The 18856-nt window shown below is 74.4% G+C and carries 15 protein-coding genes and 1 pseudogene; 10 read left to right on the top strand and 6 right to left on the bottom strand.

Features of this window, described 5'->3' with window-relative positions; all coding sequences use genetic code 11:
• The 6 genes from ABT299_RS49265 to ABT299_RS49240 form a co-directional block, all read left to right on the top strand.
• The coding region (locus ABT299_RS49265; RefSeq protein WP_500255055.1) for an aldehyde dehydrogenase family protein at positions 1-351 on the top strand (351 nt) is incomplete at its 5' end.
• 89 nt (positions 352-440) lie between these two features.
• A complete protein-coding gene (gene rbsK / locus ABT299_RS49260) occupies positions 441-1385 on the top strand; it encodes a ribokinase (protein WP_500255054.1) in 945 nt (314 codons plus the stop codon).
• Positions 1382-1780 carry a D-ribose pyranase gene (gene rbsD / locus ABT299_RS49255; protein WP_190868612.1) on the top strand — a complete coding sequence of 133 codons (399 nt, stop codon included), beginning with the start codon at positions 1382-1384 and terminating at the stop codon, positions 1778-1780. The genes rbsK and rbsD overlap by 4 nt, the downstream gene beginning before the upstream one ends.
• 12 nt (positions 1781-1792) lie before the next feature.
• Positions 1793-3286 (top strand): sugar ABC transporter ATP-binding protein, encoded by a 1494-nt coding sequence (locus tag ABT299_RS49250; RefSeq protein ID WP_500255053.1) that lies wholly within the window; start codon positions 1793-1795, stop codon positions 3284-3286.
• Positions 3283-4335, top strand: a complete 1053-nt coding sequence (locus ABT299_RS49245) for an ABC transporter permease (protein WP_387026184.1) — start codon at positions 3283-3285, stop codon at positions 4333-4335. Before ABT299_RS49250 ends, ABT299_RS49245 begins: the two co-directional genes overlap by 4 nt.
• 55 nt (positions 4336-4390) lie before the next feature.
• The gene (locus ABT299_RS49240; RefSeq protein ID WP_190868609.1) at positions 4391-5401 is read left to right on the top strand and encodes a substrate-binding domain-containing protein; all 1011 of its coding nucleotides are present in this window, start codon (positions 4391-4393) and stop codon (positions 5399-5401) included.
• Between the two features lie 62 nt (positions 5402-5463).
• Here the strand turns inward: ABT299_RS49240 and ABT299_RS49235 are convergent, their stop codons facing one another.
• Positions 5464-7593: a thiamine pyrophosphate-dependent enzyme gene (locus tag ABT299_RS49235; protein ID WP_500255052.1), complete on the bottom strand. Its 2130-nt coding sequence runs from the start codon at positions 7591-7593 to the stop codon at positions 5464-5466.
• Between the two features lie 222 nt (positions 7594-7815).
• On the opposite strand from ABT299_RS49235, the gene ABT299_RS49230 reads away from it, so the two are divergent.
• The 3 genes from ABT299_RS49230 to ABT299_RS49220 are packed head-to-tail and all read left to right on the top strand — an operon-like array spanning position 7816 to position 11641.
• Positions 7816-9354: an aldehyde dehydrogenase family protein gene (locus ABT299_RS49230; RefSeq protein ID WP_500255051.1), complete on the top strand. Its 1539-nt coding sequence runs from the start codon at positions 7816-7818 to the stop codon at positions 9352-9354.
• Positions 9355-9363: 9 nt separating this feature from the next.
• Positions 9364-10506 carry an NAD(P)/FAD-dependent oxidoreductase gene (locus tag ABT299_RS49225; RefSeq protein ID WP_500255050.1) on the top strand — a complete coding sequence of 381 codons (1143 nt, stop codon included), beginning with the start codon at positions 9364-9366 and terminating at the stop codon, positions 10504-10506.
• A complete protein-coding gene (locus ABT299_RS49220; RefSeq protein ID WP_500255049.1) occupies positions 10499-11641 on the top strand; it encodes a Glu/Leu/Phe/Val family dehydrogenase in 1143 nt (380 codons plus the stop codon). The genes ABT299_RS49225 and ABT299_RS49220 overlap by 8 nt, the downstream gene beginning before the upstream one ends.
• Here ABT299_RS49220 and ABT299_RS49215 read toward each other — a convergent pair.
• The 4 genes from ABT299_RS49215 to ABT299_RS49200 form a co-directional block, all read right to left on the bottom strand.
• Complete coding sequence (locus ABT299_RS49215; RefSeq protein ID WP_190868605.1) at positions 11619-12545, bottom strand: LysR family transcriptional regulator; 927 nt, start codon at positions 12543-12545, stop codon at positions 11619-11621. The genes ABT299_RS49220 and ABT299_RS49215 overlap by 23 nt on opposite strands.
• A gap of 63 nt (positions 12546-12608) precedes the next feature.
• A complete protein-coding gene (paaZ, locus tag ABT299_RS49210) occupies positions 12609-14666 on the bottom strand; it encodes a phenylacetic acid degradation bifunctional protein PaaZ (protein ID WP_500255048.1) in 2058 nt (685 codons plus the stop codon).
• Between the two features lie 148 nt (positions 14667-14814).
• Entirely contained in the window at positions 14815-15129 is a 315-nt protein-coding gene (locus ABT299_RS49205) for a hypothetical protein (protein ID WP_500255047.1), read from the bottom strand.
• A gap of 25 nt (positions 15130-15154) precedes the next feature.
• Positions 15155-16288, bottom strand: a complete 1134-nt coding sequence (locus ABT299_RS49200; protein ID WP_206700384.1) for a zinc metalloprotease — start codon at positions 16286-16288, stop codon at positions 15155-15157.
• Between the two features lie 221 nt (positions 16289-16509).
• On the opposite strand from ABT299_RS49200, the gene ABT299_RS49195 reads away from it, so the two are divergent.
• The gene (locus ABT299_RS49195) at positions 16510-18069 is read left to right on the top strand and encodes an AMP-binding protein (protein WP_500255046.1); all 1560 of its coding nucleotides are present in this window, start codon (positions 16510-16512) and stop codon (positions 18067-18069) included.
• Here ABT299_RS49195 and ABT299_RS49190 read toward each other — a convergent pair.
• Positions 18066-18856: pseudogene (locus ABT299_RS49190) on the bottom strand (hypothetical protein); the annotation flags it as partial. The gene ABT299_RS49195 and the pseudogene ABT299_RS49190 overlap by 4 nt on opposite strands.

Below are 18856 nucleotides of genomic sequence, written 5' to 3'. Positions count from 1 at the left end.
GCGATCGCCACCGGCAACACCACCGTCGTCATCGCCTCCGAACCCGCACCACTCCCCGCGATCACCCTCGCCGAAGTCCTCGCCACCAGCGACCTGCCCGGCGGGGTGGTCAACATCCTCACCGGACACCGCACCGAACTCGCCCCCTGGCTCGCCTCCCACATGGACGTCAACGCCATCGACCTCACCGGCGTCCCCCACGAGGACATCCGGGACCTCGAAGACACGGCCGCCGAGAACCTCAAACGCGTCCACCGCCCCACCACCACCGACTGGACGGACGACCCCGGAACCGCGCGCATGACCGCGTTCCTGGAGACCAAGACCGTCTGGCACCCCGTCGGGGTCTGATCCACGACCGCACACCAGCCAAGGACACGGCGAAAGCGCCGTGGCCTCTCCCCACTCATGCCTCGAACAGCCGGAACAGGAGGACCGCGATGAAACCCCACGGTGTTCTCGTCGTCGGCAGCATCACCGCGGACGTGACCGCGTTCAGCGCACGGTTCCCGCGGCGCGGCGAGACCGTGCTCGGCGACGACTTCACCCTCGTGCTCGGCGGGAAGGGGGCGAACCAGGCGGTCGCCGCCGCCCGCGCGGGGGCGCGGACATGGCTCGCCGGATGCGTCGGCCGGGACCCGTTCCGCGAGATCGTCCTGGACGGCCTGCGCTCGCACGGCGTCGAACTGGACGAGGTCCGGACCGTCGACGGCCGCACGGGCGTCGCGCACATCCGGGTCGACGCGTCCGGCGAGAACGACATCGTCATCACCCCCCTGGCGAACGCGGACCTCGACCCGGCGATGGTCGACGCGAGCATCGCCGCGACCGCCGGGAAGGCGGGCGTGCTGCTGCTGCAGCTCGAGGTCCCCGCCGCGACGACCTGCCACGCCGCGAAGGCGGGCCGGGCGGCCGGGCTGACGGTCGTCCTCGACCCGGCCCCCGCGCAGCCGCTGCCGGACGACGCGTGGCCGCACATCGACCTCGTCACGCCGAACGAGAGCGAGGCGGCCGAGCTGACCGGCGTGCAGGTGACCGACGCGGCGTCCGCCGAGCGGGCCGGGCGGTGGTTCCTCGATCGCGGCGTCGGCCACGCGCTGATCACGCTGGGCGCGGGCGGCGCCGTCTCCGTCACCGCCGCCGGCGCGCGCCACTTCCCGGCCTACGAGGTCACCGCCGTCGACACGACCGCGGCCGGGGACGCGTTCACCGGCTCGCTGGGCGCGGCGCTCGCGGCCGGCGACGACCTGGAACGTGCCATCGAACGCGGGATGGCCGCCGGCGCGCTGGCGACGACCCGTCCCGGCGCGAGCCCGTCCCTCCCCGGACGGGACGAGGTGGACGCGCTGATGTCCGGTACCACCCTGGAAGGAGCCGCCCGATGAGGCGCAACAACGGCACGCTCAACGGCCAGCTGGCCCGCGTCATCTCCGAGCTCGGGCACACCGACCTGCTCGCCGTCACCGACGCCGGGCTGCCCATCCCGCCCGGGGTGGAGCGGGTCGACCTGGCGGTGCGGGAGAACCTGCCGCGCTTCCTCGACCTGCTGGACACCGTCCTCGCGGAGGTCGCCGTGGAGGGCGTGCTGATGTCGGAGGAGGTCAAGGAGCACAGCCCGGACATGCTCGCCGAGGTCGAGGCGCGCTTCCCGGGCATGGCGGTGCGGTTCGTCCCGCACGCCGAGTTCAAGCGGGCCACCGGCGGCGCGCGGGCGGCGGTGCGGTCCGGGGAGTTCACCCCGTACGCGAACGTGCTGCTCACCGCGGGCGTCGTCTACTGACGGGAGATCGACATGCGGATGCAGCTGGTCGACGTCCACAAGTCGTTCGGGGAGAACCACGTGCTGCGGGGCGTGGGGCTCGCGGTCGAGGCGGGCGAGGTCGTCGCGCTGTGCGGCGAGAACGGCGCCGGCAAGTCCACCCTCACCCGGGTGATCTCCGGCGCGCACCAGCCCGACGCCGGGCGGATCGTCATCGACGGGGAGACCACCGTCCTGAAGGACCCGCAGGCCGCGATGGCGCTCGGCATCGAGGTCATCTACCAGGAGTTCCAGCAGAACCTGTTCCCGAACCTGTCCGTCGCGGAGAACATGCACGTCCTCGACCGGGAGGGCCGGTTCGGGCGGCTGAGCGTCTCGCGGCGCCGGATGGCGGAGGCGGCCGCGGCCGCGCTGCAGGACCTCGGCCTGGACATCGACGTCCGGCGCCCGGTCGGCGAGCTGGGGGTCGCCGAACGGCAGATGGTCGAGATCGCGAAGGCGATGACGCACCGGCCGCGGCTGCTGATCCTGGACGAGCCGACCGCGGCGCTGGACGAGCGCGAGTCGGAGCGGCTGTTCGCGCAGGTCCGGCGGCTGCGCGAGGCGGGCGTCACCATCCTCTACATCAGCCACCGGCTGGACGAGGTGTTCGCGCTGTCCGACCGGATCGTCGTGCTGCGCGACGGCCACGTCACCCTGGACGAGCCCACCGGGTCGCTCACCCCCGCCCGGGTCGTCACCGCGATGGTCGGCGACGCCGTGGACGACTTCTACCCGAAGGAGCGCAACGCCACGGACCGGGTCGTCCTGCGGGTCCGGGGCGCGTCGGGCGGGGAGGCGTTCCGCGACGTGGACCTCGACGTCCGGGCGGGCGAGGTGCTCGGCATCGGCGGCGTGGTCGGCTGCGGCCGCGGCGAGCTGCTGCGCGCCCTGTTCGGCCTGCACCCGCTGACCTCCGGGACCGTGACCGTGGACGGCGAGCCCGTCAGGGCGCGCGACCCGCGGCGGGCGATCGCCGGGAACATCGCCTACGTCACCCCGGACCGGTCCGGTGAGGGCCTCGCCCTGCAGCAGTCGGTCGAGGCGAACGTGTCGCTGCCGTCGCTCGGCCGTTTCACCACGGCCGACGTCGTCCGGCGCGGCCGGGAGCGCGCCGCGACCAGGAAGGTGATGGCGGACCTGCGGGTCCGCGCCGCGTCGCCGTCGGTCCCGGCCGCGTCCCTGTCGGGCGGCAACCAGCAGAAGGCGCTCTTCGCCAAGTGGGTCATGACCGGCCCCCGGGTGCTGCTGATGGACGAGCCGACCCGCGGCGTCGACGTCGGCGCCAAGACCGAGATCTACCGGATCATCAACGGGCTCACCGCGGACGGCGTCGCCGTCGTGCTGGTCAGCTCCGACCTGCCCGAGCTGGTCGCCATGTCCGACCGCGTCCTGGTGATGCGGGAGGGGCGGCCCGTCTCCGAGCTGGCGGGCGACGACGTGAACGAACAGAACATCCTCGAACACGCACTGGTAGGTGCCCCATGACCCTCTCAGTCACGAGCCCGGCGTCCCGGTCGCGGCTCTCCTCGGCGGCCGCCGCCGCACGCCGGCTGCGCGCGGTCTGGATGCTGCTGCTGGTCGGGATCGTCCTGACCATCGCCTCCCCGGTCTTCCTGACGCACAACAACCTGATGAACGTGGGGCTCGCGACGTCGGTCGCGGCGCTGCTCGCGGTCGGCCAGACCTACGTGATCATCCTGGCGGAGATCGACCTGTCGGTCGGCGCGGCGCTCGGCTTCACCGCCGTCGTCACCGCGCAGACGCTCCGCGACCACGGCCTGGTCGCCGGGGTCGCCGCGGGCGTCGCGGCCGGTGCCGCGATCGGGCTGGTGAACGGGCTGCTCGTCACCAAGACGCGGATGCCGTCGTTCATCGCGACGCTCGCCACCATGTCGGTGCTGTCGGGCCTCAGCCTGCAGCTCACCAAGGGCAACCCCGTCGCCGTGACCGACTACGACTTCCAGGGCATCGGGCAGAACCGGATCGCCGGCGTGCCCGTCCCCGTGGTCATCATGCTGGTGGTGTTCGCGGCGGCCGGGTACCTGCTCGCCCGGACCCGGTTCGGCCGGCACGTCTACGCCACCGGCGACAACACCGAGGCGGCGCGGCTGTCCGGCGTCCGCACCGACCGCGTCAAGATCCTCGCGTTCGTGGTCAGCGGGGTGCTGGCGGCGCTGGCCGGGTTCATCCTGACCGCCCGGCTCTCGACCGCCGAGCCGACCGCCGGCACCGGCCTGGAGCTGGAGGCGATCGCCGCCGTCATCATCGGCGGGACGAGCCTCGCCGGCGGGCGCGGCACCCTGCTCGGCACGCTCGTGGGCGCGCTCGTCCTCGGCGTCATCGACAACGGGATGAACCTCCTCGACGTCTCGCCGTTCCTGCAGAACGTCGTGAAGGGCCTGGTCATCCTGCTGGCCGTGTTCCTGGACCGCAACATCGACGTGCTGCGCTCCCTCCTTCCGAAACGCGCGGACGGCACCGCGCCCGGCGGCCCGCCGCATCGCGGCGGCACCGCCGCCGCCAAGACCCGCTGACCGGTTTCCCACCCCACCCCACCCCACCCCACCCCACCCCGCAAAGGAGATTCCCATGCGCGTGGCCCGTACCACCCGCGCCGCGATCGCCGTGACCGCCGCCGCCGCGCTCGCCCTCACCGGGTGCAGCCGCGCCGGCGACGACGCCGGCGCCGACTCCGGCAAGGCGTCCGGCAAGAAGGACGCGACGATCATCATGAGCACGCTGAACAACCCGTTCTTCGTCAGCGTCAAGAACGGCGCGCAGGCCCAGGCGGCCAAGCTCGGCATCAAGCTGAACGTGCAGAACGCCAACAACAGCGACGCCGCCGCGCTGAACCAGGCGACGACGGCGGTCTCCAAGCAGACCGGCATCCTCATCATCGACCCGGTCAGCACCCAGTCCGCGACGTCCTCGGTGACGCAGGCGAACGGCGCGAACATCCCGGTGATGGCGTTCGACCGCAAGCCGTCCGGCGGCAGGCTCGCCACGTTCGTCGGCTACGACGCCGTCCAGGCCGGGCGGAACGCCGCCAAGGCGCTCGCCGAGGCCGTCGGCGAGAAGGGCAAGGTCGTGGAGATCCAGGGCCTGCTCGGCACGAACGTCGCACAGGACCGCAGCAAGGGCTTCAACGAGGAGATCGCGAAGCACAAGGGCATCACGGTCGTCGCCAAGCAGGCCGCTGACTTCGACCGCGCCAAGGCGCTCAACGTGATGACGAACGTGCTGCAGGCCAAGCCCGACATCAACGGTGTCTACGCGGCGAACGACGAGATGGCCATGGGCGTCCTGTCGGCGCTGAAGGCCCGCAACCTGTCGAAGAAGGTGAAGCTCGTCGGCAACGACGGCATCTCCGACGCGCTGGCCGCCGTCGCGGCGGGCGACATGTACGCGACGAACGCCGAGTCGCCGTTCGCGCTCGGCCAGAAGGTCATGACGCTCGCCGCCGACATCCTGTCCGGGAAGAAGCCCGCGGCGGACGAGACGCTGCAGGGCAGGCTCGTGACGAAGGGCGACGCCAAGGAGTACGCCGACTACCTGGTCGGGCTCGGCGACGCCGCCGACGTTCCGGCGTCCCTCAAGTAGTCCGCCGGATGGTCCCGCCGGCCCCCGCCCGAGCCGGCGGGACCATCCCTTTTCCGGCCCCGTCACCGGGACCGGCCGAGCAGCCGCCCGGCGGCCTCGGCGACGGCGTCCTCCGACAGCAGCACGCGGGCGGCGGCGTCGCCGAGCGGGATGAAGGAGTCCTCGCTCGCGACGCGGGCGGCGCGGCCGTCGAACCCGGCGTCGGCCAGTGCCGCGAGGACGCCCTCGGAGACGCCGCCGGTCCGCCTCGTCTCGTCCGCGACGAGGACGGCGCCGGTCGCGCGGGCCTCCCGCAGCAGGTCGTCCACGGGCAGCGGGGCGAGCCAGCGCAGGTCGAGCACGCGGCAGCGGACGCCGCCGGCCCGCAGGCGGCGCGCGGCCCGCAGGCTCATCCGGAGCCCGTTGGCGAAGGTGACGATGGTGAGGTCGCGGCCGTCCCCGTAGGTGCGGCCGCGTCCGAGGGGCACCGTGCCGCCGGCCGGGGCGAGCCAGCCGCCGTCGCCCTCTTCGTGCAGGTCACGGGCATGGTAGAGCGCGATCGGCTCGAGGAACGCGCAGATCCGGCCGTCGCGCTCGGCGGCGTCGGCGCAGGCGCGCAGCATCCCGGCGGCGTCGTCCGGCCTGGCCGGGGACGCGATCACGAGGCCGGGGACGTCGCGGAGCGCCGCCACGGCGTTGTCGTTGTGGAAGTGCCCGCCGAACCCCTTCTGGTAGGCGTAGGCGGCGATGCGGACCACCATCGGGTTGCGGTACCGCCCCGCCGAGAAGAACGGCAGCGTCGCCGCCTCGCCCCGGATCTGGTCGGCGGCGTTGTGCAGGTAGGCGAGGTACTGGATCTCCGGGACGGGCAGCATGCCCGCGAGGCCGAACCCGAGCGCGAGCCCGAGGATCGACTGCTCGTCCAGGAGCGTGTCGAACACCCGCGCCGCCCCGGCCCGTTTCAGCAGCCCGCGCGTGACGCCGTAGACGCCGCCCTTGCGCGCGACGTCCTCCCCGAACACGACCATGCCGGGCCGCTCGTCGAGCAGGCCGGCGAGCGTCCGGTTGATCGCCTGCGCGACCGTGACGGGCTCGCCCCGGCCGGGCGACCCGGCGCCGGGCGACGGGTCGCGGTACCGGATCGGGGCCATCACCTCGGCGGCGGACGCCAGCCGCCGGGCGTCCTTGACCTGCTCTGCGCGCCGGATCACGGCGCGCCGCTTGGCCTCGTACAGCCGGACGATCTCGTCGGCGGTGGCGATGCCCCGGTCGACGAGGAGGCGCGCGGTGCGCAGCAGCGGGTCGGCGGCGAGGTCCGCGGCGATCTCGGCGGGCGTGCGGTAGGCCGACTCGACGTCCGAGCCGGCGTGGCCCATCAGCCGGACGCAGCGCAGGTGCAGGAGGGCGGGGCGGCGGTGCTCGCGGACCCAGCCGGCGGCTCGCCGCGACGCCGCGCAGGCGTCCTCCAGGTCGCCGCCGTCGGCGGGGAAGTAGGCGAGGCCGGGGCGCGAGCCGTAGGCGGCCTCGATCCAGCCGGGCGGGGTGCGGACGCTGATGCCGATGCCGTTGTCCTCGCAGACCAGCAGCAGCGGCATCGGCAGGCCCTGGAAGCCGCAGCCGACCGCGGCGTTGATCGCGCCCGCGGCCGTCGAGTGGTTCGCGGACGCGTCGCCGAAGCTGCACACCGCCACCGCGTCGCGCGGCCACGGCGACGCGACCCCCAGCCGCGCGGACCGTTCGATCGCGAACGCGACGCCGAGCGCGCGCGGCAGGTGCGAGGCGATCGTGGAGGTCTGCGGGATGACGTGCAGGCGGCTGCTGCCGAACACCTTGTGGCGGCCGCCCGCGATCGGCTCGTCCGCCGCCGCGACGACGCCGAGCAGCACGTCCCGCAGCGGGTCGGGCTCACCGGCCTGCCGGGCCCGCTCCAGGAAGAACGCGCCCGACCGGTAGTGCAGGAGCGCCGGGTCGTCGGGACGCAGCGCGGCGGCGACGGCGGCGTTGCCCTCGTGGCCGGACGACCCGATGGTGTAGTAGCCGCGGTCCTGGGCGCGCAGCCATCGCGCCGCGAGGTCGAGGTGCCGGCTCCCGAGCTGCGCGTCGAACAGCCGCAGGCACTCCTCGCCGGTGAGCGTGCCGTGCGCCCGCGGGGACGCCGGCGGCTTCAGCGACGCGGCCTGCTCCAGGAAGTGGACGTCGGCGGGCTCGGCCATGCGGGCTCCTGCATTGCGGTGAAGCGGTCCGGTTACGAGCATCGTGCGCGCGCGCCGTCCGGGTCGACTCGTGCGAGACCGCGAACCGGTTGCCCGGTGGCCAAGGGATGCTTAACGCGCGTGCTCGGCGGGCGAAGCCTCAGCCGGGCTTGGCCTCGCGGTAAGCAAGCCGCGCTCTGCCCGATCTTGGCCGGGCGCGGCGGCCCGTTCAGTGTGGGAACCGTGCTCACCTCCGTCATCGGCGGCGCCCGGATCCCGGCGGGGCCGCGCTCGTACCGTTCCACCGACCCGTCCCGGACCGCGGACCTGGTCGCGGAGGTGTCCCTCGCGGACGCCGCCGGCCTCGTCCGGGCCTGCCGGGCGGCGCGCGCGGCGCAGGACGCCTGGCGCGACGTGCCGGCGCCGGTCCGCGGGCAGGTCGTCGCGTCGATCGGCCGGCTGGTCGAGGCGAACAAGCCGGCGCTGGCGCGCGTCGTCGCCCGCGAGGTCGGCAAGCCGTACGCCGAGGCGCTCGGCGAGGTGCAGGAGATCGCCGACACGTGCGCGTTCTTCCTCGGCGAGGGCCGGCGGCTCTACGGGCGGACGGTGCCGTCGGAGATGCCGGACAAGCAGCTGTTCACGTTCCGAGACCCGGTCGGGGTCGTCGCCGTGATCACGGCGGGGAACTTCCCGGTCGCGGTGCCGTCCTGGTACATCGTCCCGGCGCTGCTGTGCGGGAACGCGGTGGTGTGGAAGCCCGCCGAGTACGCGGCGGCCTGCGCGGAGGCGTTCTACCAGCTGTTCGCGCACGCGGGCCTGCCGGACGGGGTGCTCAACGTCGTCTACGCCGACGGCCCGGAGACCTATGCCGGGCTGGAGCGCGCGCTCGGCGAAGGGCTCGTCGACAAGGTCGGGTTCACCGGGTCCACGGACGTGGGGTCGCGGATCGGCGAGCTGTGCGGGCGGCACCTGCAGACGCCGTGCCTGGAGCTCGGCGGCAAGAACCCGATGGTGGTCACCGAGGACGCCGACCTGCCGCTCGCCGTCGAGGGCGCCCTGTTCTCCGGCTTCGGGACGGCCGGGCAGCGCTGCACGTCCCTCGGGACGGCGATCGTGCACGAGTCGCTGCACGGCGCGTTCGTCCGGCTGCTGGACGAGGCGGTGCGCGCGGCGCCGGTGGGCGACCCGTTCGAGGACGTCCTGTACGGCCCGCTCATCAGCGAGCGGTTCGCCGCCGGGTTCGAGAAGACGCTCGGCTGGATCGGCGGCGGCCACGCGGTGCACGGCTCGTCCGGCACGGGGCGGATCAGCGCGGCGAACCCGCGCGCCGGCTTCGTCGGGGACCCGGAGGCCGGGCTCTTCTACCATCCGGTGATCGTCGACGGCGTCGGTCCCGCCGACGAGCTGTTCATGAACGAGACGTTCGGCCCGGTCGTCGGCGTCGTCCCGTACCGGACGCTGGACGAGGCGATCGCGCTGGCGAACGCGCCGGGCTACGGCCTGTCCGCGTCGATCTACACCACCGACCCGGCGAAGGTGTTCCGGTTCCGGCGGCGGATCTCCGCCGGGATGGTCAGCGTGAACAACTCGACGTCCGGCGCGGAGGCGCACCTGCCGTTCGGCGGGAACGGGCGGTCCGGCAACGGCAGCCGCCAGTCCGGCGTCTGGGTGCTGGACCAGTTCACCCGCTGGCAGTCGATGAACTGGGACCACTCGGGGCGGCTGCAGAAGGCGCAGATGGACGTCCTGGAGATCGCTCCCGACCTCGGCTTCCGGCTGTAGGGGGCCGCCGTGGAGTCCGAGGCGGACGTCGTCGTCATCGGCGGCGGGGTGATGGGGACGAGCATCGCGTTCCACCTCGCCGAGGCCGGAGTGCGGGTGGTGCTGGCCGAGCGGGACGAGCTCGGCTCCGGGTCGACGTGCAAGGCGGCGGGCGGGGTCCGGGCGCAGTTCTCCGACGAGGTGAACATCCGGCTGGGCGCCCGCAGCCTGGAGGCGTTCGCGCGGTTCCGCGAGCGTCCCGGGCAGGAAATCGACCTGCACCGGGTCGGCTACCTGTTCCTGCTGTCGCGGCCCGAGGACGTCGCCGCGTTCGAGGAGAGCGTCGCGCTGCAGAACGGCCTCGGCGTGCCGAGCCGGATGGTCTCGGTGGCGGAGGCGCGGCGCCTGTCCCCGCTCATCGAGACCGGCGGGCTGATCGCCGCCGCGTTCTCCCCCGACGACGGGCACTGCACGCCGGAGTCGGTCGTCCTCGGGTACGCGACCGCCGCGCGGCGGCACGGCGCGACGCTGCTGACGCGGTGCGAGGTGCTCGGGATCGACGCGCCCGGCGGCGAGGTCCGGGCGGTCGAGACCTCGCGGGGGCGGATCGCCGCGCCCGCCGTCGTCTGCGCCGCGGGCGCGTGGTCGGCGAGGGTCGGCGCGATGGCGGGCGTCGACCTGCCGGTCGAGCCGCTGCGGCGGCAGATCGCGTTCACCGGGCCCATGCCGGACCTGCCGCGTCCCGTGCCGATGACGATCGACTTCACCACGTCGTTCTACTTCCACGGCGAGGGCGAGGGGCTGATGCTCGGCATGTCCGATCCCGACGAGCGGCCCGGCTTCCTGCTCGACCGGACGGACGCGTGGCTGCCCCGCCTCACCGAGGCCATCGCCGCCCGCGCGCCCCGCCTCCTGGACGCGGGACTGGCCGGCGGGTGGGCCGGGCTGTACGAGGTCACGCCCGACCACAACGCGCTGATCGGCGAGGACACCGGCGTCTCCCGGTTCCTGTACGCGACCGGGTTCTCCGGCCACGGGTTCCTCCAAGGGCCGGCGGTCGGCGAGGTCGTCCGCGACCTGTACCTGCGCCGCGAGCCCTTCGTGGACGTCGCTCCCCTGCACGCCGCGCGGTTCGCCGGCGACCGCCCCCGCCCGGAGATCAACTGTGTCTGACGTGCTCGCGCTGATGGACGAGTGGGGCCCCGAACGGGTCGTGTGCGTGTCGGACGCCCGGACCGGGATGCGCGGCGTGCTCGTCATCGACAACACCGCCCGCGGGATGGGCAAGGGCGGCATGCGGATGAGCCCGGGCGTGACGGTCGCGGAGGTCGCGCGGCTCGCCCGGGTGATGACCTACAAGTGGGCGGGCGCCGACCTGTTCTTCGGCGGCGCCAAGGCGGGGATCGCGGCCGACCCGGCGTCCCCGGACCGGGAGGGGGTCCTGCGGGCGTTCGTGCGGGCGCTGGCGCAGGAGATCCCCGCGCGGTACGTCGCGGGCCTGGACATGGGGCTGACGGAGCGGGACGCGGCGGTCGTCCAGGACGAGCTGGGCGACCGCGGCGCGGCGGTCGGCACCCCGCACGCGCTGGGCGGCATGCCCTACGACGAGCTGGGCGTCACCGGGTACGGGGTCGCGGAGGCCGCCGACGCCGCCGCGCGCGACGCCGGGATGGAGCTGTCCGGCGCGCGGGTGGCGGTGCAGGGGTTCGGCGCGGTCGGGCACGCCGCCGCGCGCCGCCTCACCGAGCTCGGCGCGACGGTCGTCGCTGTGTCGACCGTCCACGGCGCGCTCTACGATCCGGACGGCCTGGACGTCGCGCGCCTCCTCGCGCTGCGGGCCGAGGCCGGCGACGCGGCGGTCCGCGAGTACGGCGGGCGGCTCCTGGACGCGGGGGCCGAGCTGCTGGTGCCCGCCGACGTCCTCGTCCCCGCCGCGCTGCAGGACGTGATCGGCGCGGACGTCGCCGCGCGGATCCGGGCGCGGATCGTCGTGGAGGGCGCGAACCTGCCGACCGACGGCCCGGCGCAGCGGGTCCTCGCGGCGCGGGGCGTCACGGTCGTCCCGGACTTCGTGGCGAACGCCGGAGGCGTCGTCGCGGCCGGGTTCGCGATGGACGCCCGCTACTCGGCGTTCCGCCCCGACCCCGGCGCGGTGTTCACGGCGGTCTCGTCGAAGATGCGCGACAACACCGCGAAGGTGCTCGCGGCCGCCCGCGCGCAGGGCACGACCACGCACGAGGCGGCGCTGGCGCTGGCGCAGGAGCGGGTGCGCGCCGCGATGGAGCTCAAGGGCCGGTGGCGCCGCTGATCTCCGCCTCGACGTCGCGCGCCACGTCCATCAGCCCGCGCATGGCGTCCTTCACCAGCGGGTTGCTGTTGGACGTGCGGCGCAGCACGGTCACGTGGCGGCGCGGCGTGCGGCGGCTGAGCCGCAGCGTCCGCAGGCCCGGATGCGGGACGCAGCCGAGCGCCGGGACGAGCGCGATGCCGAGGCCGCAGCCGACGAGCCCGCACACCACCGCGTAGTCGTTGCTGCGGAACGCGATGTTCGGGGTGAACCCGGCGGTTCCGCACAGCCGCAGCAGCGCCTGCGCGCCGCAGCTGTCGGGACGGCTCGCGATCCACGTCTCGGATCGCAGGTCCCGCAGCCGCGCGGTGCGCCGGCCCGCCAGCGGGTGCCCGGCCGGCACGCACAGCACCAGGTTCTCGTCCATCACCGGCGTCTCGACGATCTGGTCGGGCCAGCCGCGCGGGAACAGGTCGTAACGGTAGACGAGCTGCAGGTCGAGGTCGCCGTCCAGCAGTTCGGGCAGCAGCTCGTCCGGCTCGCCCTCCGACAGCTTGATCTCGATGCCGGGCCGGACCCGCGACAGCTCCGCCAGCACCCGCGGCAGGATGCGGGAGCTGGCGGTCGGGAAGCTGCCGAGCCGCAGCGCGCCGCGCTCGCCGCTGGCGACGGTGCGCAGCTCGCGCTCCAGCGTGGCCAGCGCGGACAGGACGTCGTTGCCCTTGCTGACCAGCAGGAACGCCGCGCTGGTCGGCCGCACGCTGCGGGCCCGGCGCTCGAACAGCACCAGCCCGCAGGCGCGCTCCAGCGCGGCGACCTGCTGGGAGACGGCGGACGCGGTGTACCCGAGGTTGCGGGCGGCGTCCGCGAACGATCCGGTGCGCACGACCTCGCGCACGGTCTGGATGTGCAGGGGACTGATCATCGGTGCTCCCCGTCGACCGGCGGCGCTTCGACGTCTCCCCCGCGGACGCCCCCTTCTTCCGTTCTAGTCGCGTGCGGGCCGTTTGGCCACCAGCGTCAGCACGTCGTACTTGGCGACGGACGCGCCGTCCTGGTTGGTGACGTCGGTGTCCCAGCGGACCTCGCCGTAGTCGGCGCCCTCGCGCGGCGAGATCTCCTTGGCGGTCAGCGTCACCGTCAGCTCGTCGCCGGGCTTCACCGGGGTGAGGAACCGCAGGTTCTCCAGCCCGTAGTTCGCCAGCACCGGCCCCGGGGCGGGCTCGACGAACAGGCCCGCCGCGAACGACACGACGAGGTAGCCGTGCGCGACCCGGCCGCCGAACAGCGGGTTCTTGCGGGCGGCCTCCTCGTCGGTGTGGGCGTAGAAGGTGTCGCCGGTGAACTCGGCGAAGTGCCCGATGTCGTCCAGCGTGACGACGCGGGGCCCGCCGACGGCGGTGTCGCCGACCCGCAGGTCCTCGAGGTGCTTGCGGAACGGGTGCTCGTCGGTGACGGTGCGGTCGGTGCCGGGCACCCAGCGGCCGGTCAGCGCGGTGAGCATCGCGGGCCCCGCCTGGACGGCGGTGCGCCGCATGTGGTGCACGACCCCGCGGATCCCGCCCATCTCCTCGCCGCCTCCGGCGCGGCCGGGGCCGCCGTGGACGAGCGCGGGCAGCGCCGCCCCGTGCCCGGTGGACTCCTTGGCGTCCTCGGAGTTCAGCACCAGCAGCCGCCCGTGCCAGGGCGCCAGGCCGAGGACGACGTCGCGCGCGAACTCCGCGTCGGCGGTGACCACGGACCCGGCGAGGCTGCCGCGCCCGCGCGCCGCGAGCGCGATGGCGTCCGCCGCGTCGGTGTACGGCATCAGGGTGCTGACCGGGCCGAACGCCTCGACCTCGTGCGGCTCGGCGCGCCCGGTGTCGTCGGCGCGCAGCAGCACCGGCGACATGAACGCGCCGCGCTCGGCGTCCGCGCCCTTGACCTCGACCCGCTCGGGGTCGCCGAACACGATCCGGCCGGCGTCCGTCAGCGCCTTGAGCGAGCGCCGCACCTCCTCGCGCTGGTCGAGGGTGGCGAGCGCGCCCATCCGCACGTCCGGGTCGGCCGGGTTCCCGACGGTCACCCGCGCCAGCCGCTCCCGGACGGCCTCGGTGACGTCGTCGAGGAGCGCGGCGGGGACGAGCGCGCGCCGGATCGCGGTGCACTTCTGCCCGGCCTTGACGGTCATCTCCGCGACGAGCTGCTTGACGTACAGGTCGAACTCGGCGGTGCCGGGCGCGGCGTCGGGGCCGAGGACCGAGCAGTTCAGCGAGTCGGCCTCGGCGTTGAAGCGGACCGCGTTGCCGACGATCGCCGGGTGCGTGCGCAGCAGCCTCGCCGTCGAGGCCGAGCCGGTGAACGCCACGACGTCCTGCTCGGTGACGTGGTCGAGCAGGTCGCGCGGGTCGCCGCAGACCATCTGCACGCTGCCCTCCGGCAGCAGCCCCGACTCGACGATCAGCTCGACCAGCCGGGCGGTCAGGAACGCGGTCTGGCTCGCGGGCTTGATCAGGCTCGGCATGCCGGCGAGGAACGCGGGCGCGAGCTTCTCCAGCGGCCCCCAGACCGGGAAGTTGAAGGCGTTGATCTGCACCGCGACGCCGTGGGACGGCGTGCACAGGTGCTGCCCGACGAACGTGCCGCCCTTGCCGAGCGGCTCGACGGCGCCCTCCACCAGGACCGTGTCGTTCGGCAGCTCGCGCTTGCCCTTGCTCGCGTAGCCGAACAGCACCCCGATGCCGCCGTCGACGTCGAACTTCGAGTCGCCGAGCGTCGCGCCCGTCCGCGCGGACAGCGCGTACAGCTCCTCGGAGTGCTCCCGCAGATGGGACGCCAGCGCCTTCAGCAAGGCGGCGCGCTGGTGGAAGGTCAGCTCCCGCAGCACCGGCCCGCCGACCGTCCGCCCGTACCGCAGGGCACCGCCCATGTCGATCCCCGCGGAGGAGATCCGGGCGACCTCCTCTCCGGTGACGGCGTCGTGCAACGGCGTCCCCTCGTCCTCGGGGGCACGCCAGGAACCCGACACGTAGCTGCGCAGCACGACCACAGGGACCTCCTTGTCCACATCTAGGTTCTTCCTGCCACGAACGGCGTCCGTTCACGCCCTACAGACATGACAGCCCACGGAGGTTTCTTTGTCGACATGCCGCCTTACGGGAAGGGACGATTCCGTTCTACGGTGCGCGGCCGGACCGCCCGGTCGGACGGCCCGGTCACCTCTCGACCACGAGCCGGTCGCCGGCGCTCGAGACGGACACGGCGACCGGCGCGCCGTGCCCGCCGGGGAAGGCGACGGCGACGCGCCCCGGCCCCCGCCGCTCCCAGCGGCCCTCGCGCTCGGCGAGGCGGTCGTCGGGAGCGGGCCGGTGCTCGGTGAGGGTGCCGTCCGCGCGGAACTCCAGGCGCCGCCGCGGCCGGCGGGCCGGAGGGAGCGGGTGGCCTTCCGGCCTGTACACCGCCTCGGCCGGGGTGTCCTCCTCGAAGGCGTGCACCCATGTGCCCGCGACGGGCGCCGGCGTGCCGTTCATGCCGCCTCCTCCGGCGTCCGGCCGGTCATCCGCCGAAGCGGTGGCCGACGAGGTCGAGCGCGTCGTGGAGGTCGGTGAGGGCCTCCCTGGTCAGCCGCTCGGTGTCGTGGAGCAGCCGTTCGACGTCGCTGTCCTGCGCGACGAAGCCCTGCGCGCCGGCCTCCGCGGGCCGGGTCGCGGGAGCCGGCGCGGGAGCCGCGGCGGCGGGCGCCGCGGGCGCGGCCTGGTGCGCCACGAGGAACGAGGCGCGGGTCCCCTCCAGGCAGGCGTCGACCCGCGCGCGCTGGCCGTTGGTGAACATGAACATGCAGTCGTCGTCGACGTAGTCCATGTAGTTCATGAACATGTCGCCGTTCGGCCCGTTGTTGCAGGTGACGTGCGGGAACGCGGGCTTGCCGGTGTTGGAGTCGGCCTGGTTCGGCGTGTCGGCGACGCGGTCGCCGTTGCTGCACGCGCCGTCGTCGTCGCCCCAGATGTGGAACAGGTCGAGCCAGTGCCCGATCTCGTGGGTCGCGGTGCGGCCGCCGTTGTACGGTGCCGCGGCGGTGCCGGTCGTCCCGAACGCCGAGTGCAGGATGACGACGCCGTCGGTCTGCGGCGGGCCGCCGGGGAACTGCGCATAGCCCAGCAGACCGTCGCCGAGCTGGCACACCCACAGGTTGAGGTACTGGTCGCTCGGCCAGGGGTCGGCGCCGCCGCTGGAGGCCGCCTTCACCGCGTCGTGGGAGTCGAACCCGGCGCGGTCCGTCTCGACCCTGACGATCCCGTCCGTCGGGGCGCCGTGCGGGTCCACGGTCGCGAGCGCGAACTCGACCTCGATGTCGGCCACCAAGGGCTTCCACACGTCCGGCACCCGGGACACGTCGGGGTTGGCGGCGCGGAAGTCCCTGTTGAGGACGTCGATCTGGCTGCGGATCTGCGCCTCGCCGATGTTCTGCGCGGGGGTGCTCGGATTGTGCACCACGTGGACGACGACAGGGATGGCGACCACGCCGCTGCGCACGGAGGCGCGGCGGCCGGTCTCGTACTGCAGAGCCCGGTTCTCGATGCGCGCGCGCTGGGCCCGGTAGGTCATGCTCTCGTTCAGCAGCCTGCGGTGGACGTGCATCGCTCCGCACAGGTCGCGCGACGGGGCCGGGAAGGGGTTGTACTCGGTCATAGTGGGTCCTCTCGGATCTCGCGGCCGAGGCCCGCCTCCGCAGCGCGGGCCGCCCGTGCCGTGTCGGGAGCCCTACCAACCCCCGCCGGCCCCCTAAGCTCGAAAAGCCGCAAACTTGGATTAAACCCCCATAAGCCCACATTCCACCCGCCATTCACGAACAACGCAGAACGAAGTTACAGATCTTGATGATCTGTTCCCCGGTTCACTACGCTGCGCGCATGCCCACGCTCTCCCGCGTCTCCGCCGAGCTGACCGGCCTGCGCGCCGCCGCCCGCGCGGGGATGATCGGCCCGATGCCGCCGGCCGCGCTGCTGGCGACGGCGCGCGCCCTGCGCGCCTACGGGCCGCTCGGCGCCGCCACCTCCCTGCCCGCCCACCGCTTCCCCGACCGCGTCGGCCTCGTCGACGAGCGGGGCCCGCTGACGTTCGCGGAGCTGGAACGGCGGTGCAACGCCCTCGCCAACGCGTGGCGCGAGCGCGGCGTCGGCGCGGACTCCACCGTCGGCATCCTGTGCCGCAACCACCGGGGCCTGCTCGAGGCGATGTCGGCGGCGGCCAAGACCGGCGCGTCCGTGCTCTTCCTCAACACCGACTTCGCCGCGCCGCAGCTGCGCGACGCCGTGTCCCGCGAGGGCGTGACCGTCCTCGTGCACGACGAGGAGTTCGCCGGGGTCGTCGAGGGCCTCGACGTCCCGCGCCACACCGACGCCGACCTCGACGGCCTCATCGCCGAAGGCGGCACCGCTCCCCCGCCCGCGCCGTCCCGGCACGGCTCCATGGTGATCCTCACCAGCGGGACGTCCGGCCGCCCCAAGGGCGCGCCGCGCTCGCAGTCGCCGTCGATGGCGCTGCCCGGCGGCATCCTGTCGAAGGTGCCGCTCCGCGGCCGCGAGGCGATGTTCGTCGGCCCGCCGCTGTTCCACGGGTTCGGGCTGACCTGCGCCGTCCTCGCGCTCGGGCTCGGCTCCACCCTCGTGCTGCGCCGCCGCTTCGACGCCGCGGAGGTCCTGGCCGACGTCGCCGACCACGGCTGCACGTCGCTGATCGCCGTCCCGGTGATGCTGAACCGGCTGCTCGCCTCCCCCGCCCTCGACGCCCGCGACCTGTCCCGGCTCAAGGTGATCCTGACGGGCGGGGCGCGGCTGGACCCGGACCTCGCCCGCCGCACCGCCGAGGCGTTCGGCCCCGTCCTCCACAACTTCTACGGCTCCACCGAGGCGTCCTGCATCGCCATCGCCACCCCCGGCGACCTCGCCGCCGCGCCCGGCTGCGTCGGCCGCCCGCCCGCGGGCACGACCGTGGCGATCCTCGGCGACGACGACCGCCCGGTCGCCCCCGGCGCGACCGGGCGGATCTTCGTCGACTCGCCCGCCCGGTTCGGCGGCTACACCGGCGGGGGCGGCAAGGAGGAGGTCGGCGGGCTGATGGCCGTCGGCGACCTCGGCCACCTGGACGAGGGCGGCCGGCTGCACGTGGACGGCCGCGCCGACGACATGATCGTCTCCGGCGGGGAGAACGTCCACCCGGGCGAGGTCGAGGACCTGCTGGCCGCCCATCCCGCCATCGCCGAGGCCGCCGTCGTCGGCGTCCCCGACGAGGAGTTCGGCCAGCGGCTGCGCGCCTTCGTCGTCGCCGGCGGCCTCGGCGAGGACGACGTGAAGAAGCACGTCGCCGCCAACCTCGCCCGCCACAAGGTGCCCCGCGAGGTCGTGTTCCTCGACGCCCTCCCCCGCAACCCCGCCGGCAAGGTCCTCAAGCACGCCCTCCCCGAGCCCTAGCCCGCCGCGCGGCGCAGCGCGGCCGTCCCCGCGAGCATCGAGGCCGCCCCGGCCAGCACGATCAGCGCCGCCACCAGCACGGTCACCGGAACGCCCAGCGCGGACGAGGCGGCGCCGAAGGCGAGCGGCGCGACCGCGGCGCCGCCGAACAGCCCGATCTGCACCGTCGCGCCGGCCCGCTCGCCCTGCCCCGGCAGCAGCCGCATCACCGCCGCGAGCAGCAGGCCCGTCCAGCCCCAGCCCCCGGCGACGGCGAGCAGCGCGCCCGCGACGAACGCGGCGGGGCCGCCCGCGGCGACCAGGGCCAGGCCGGCCGCGCCGCTCAGCATCATCGCGGTGACCAGCACCGGATTGCGGCGCGGCGCCCGGTCGGCGAGCCCGCCGGCGGCGAGCCGCACGGCGACGGCGACGACCCCGGCCAGCGACTGCATCAGCCCGGCGAGCCCGGTCGACAGCCCGGAGTGGGTGCCGAGCTGCACGAAGAACGACGCGGCGGCGTTCGAGCCGACCGTGGCGAGGCCGGCGGCGAGCGTCCACAGCACGAGCGTCCGGCCGGCCCGCGCGGGCCCGTCCGCCGCGCGCCTCGGCGCGGGACCGGCCCGGCCCGTCCCGGCCAGGAACGCCGCCGGGATCGCGACGGCGGGCAGGACGGCGCCGAGCAGCAGCGCCGTCCGCCAGCCGAGCGGGCCGGCGGCGAACCCGGCGAGCAGCCCCGGCACGAGCGGCGCGGCACCGAGCGCGGATGGGAGTCGAGGGCGCCGCCGCCGGAGCCGCCGTGCTGATCCTC

Origin of the sequence: Spirillospora sp. NPDC000708 (assembly GCF_040299565.1) — a bacterium.
Taxonomy (GTDB): Bacteria; Actinomycetota; Actinomycetes; order Streptosporangiales; family Streptosporangiaceae; genus Spirillospora.
This window is presented reverse-complemented; position numbering and strand designations above follow the sequence as displayed.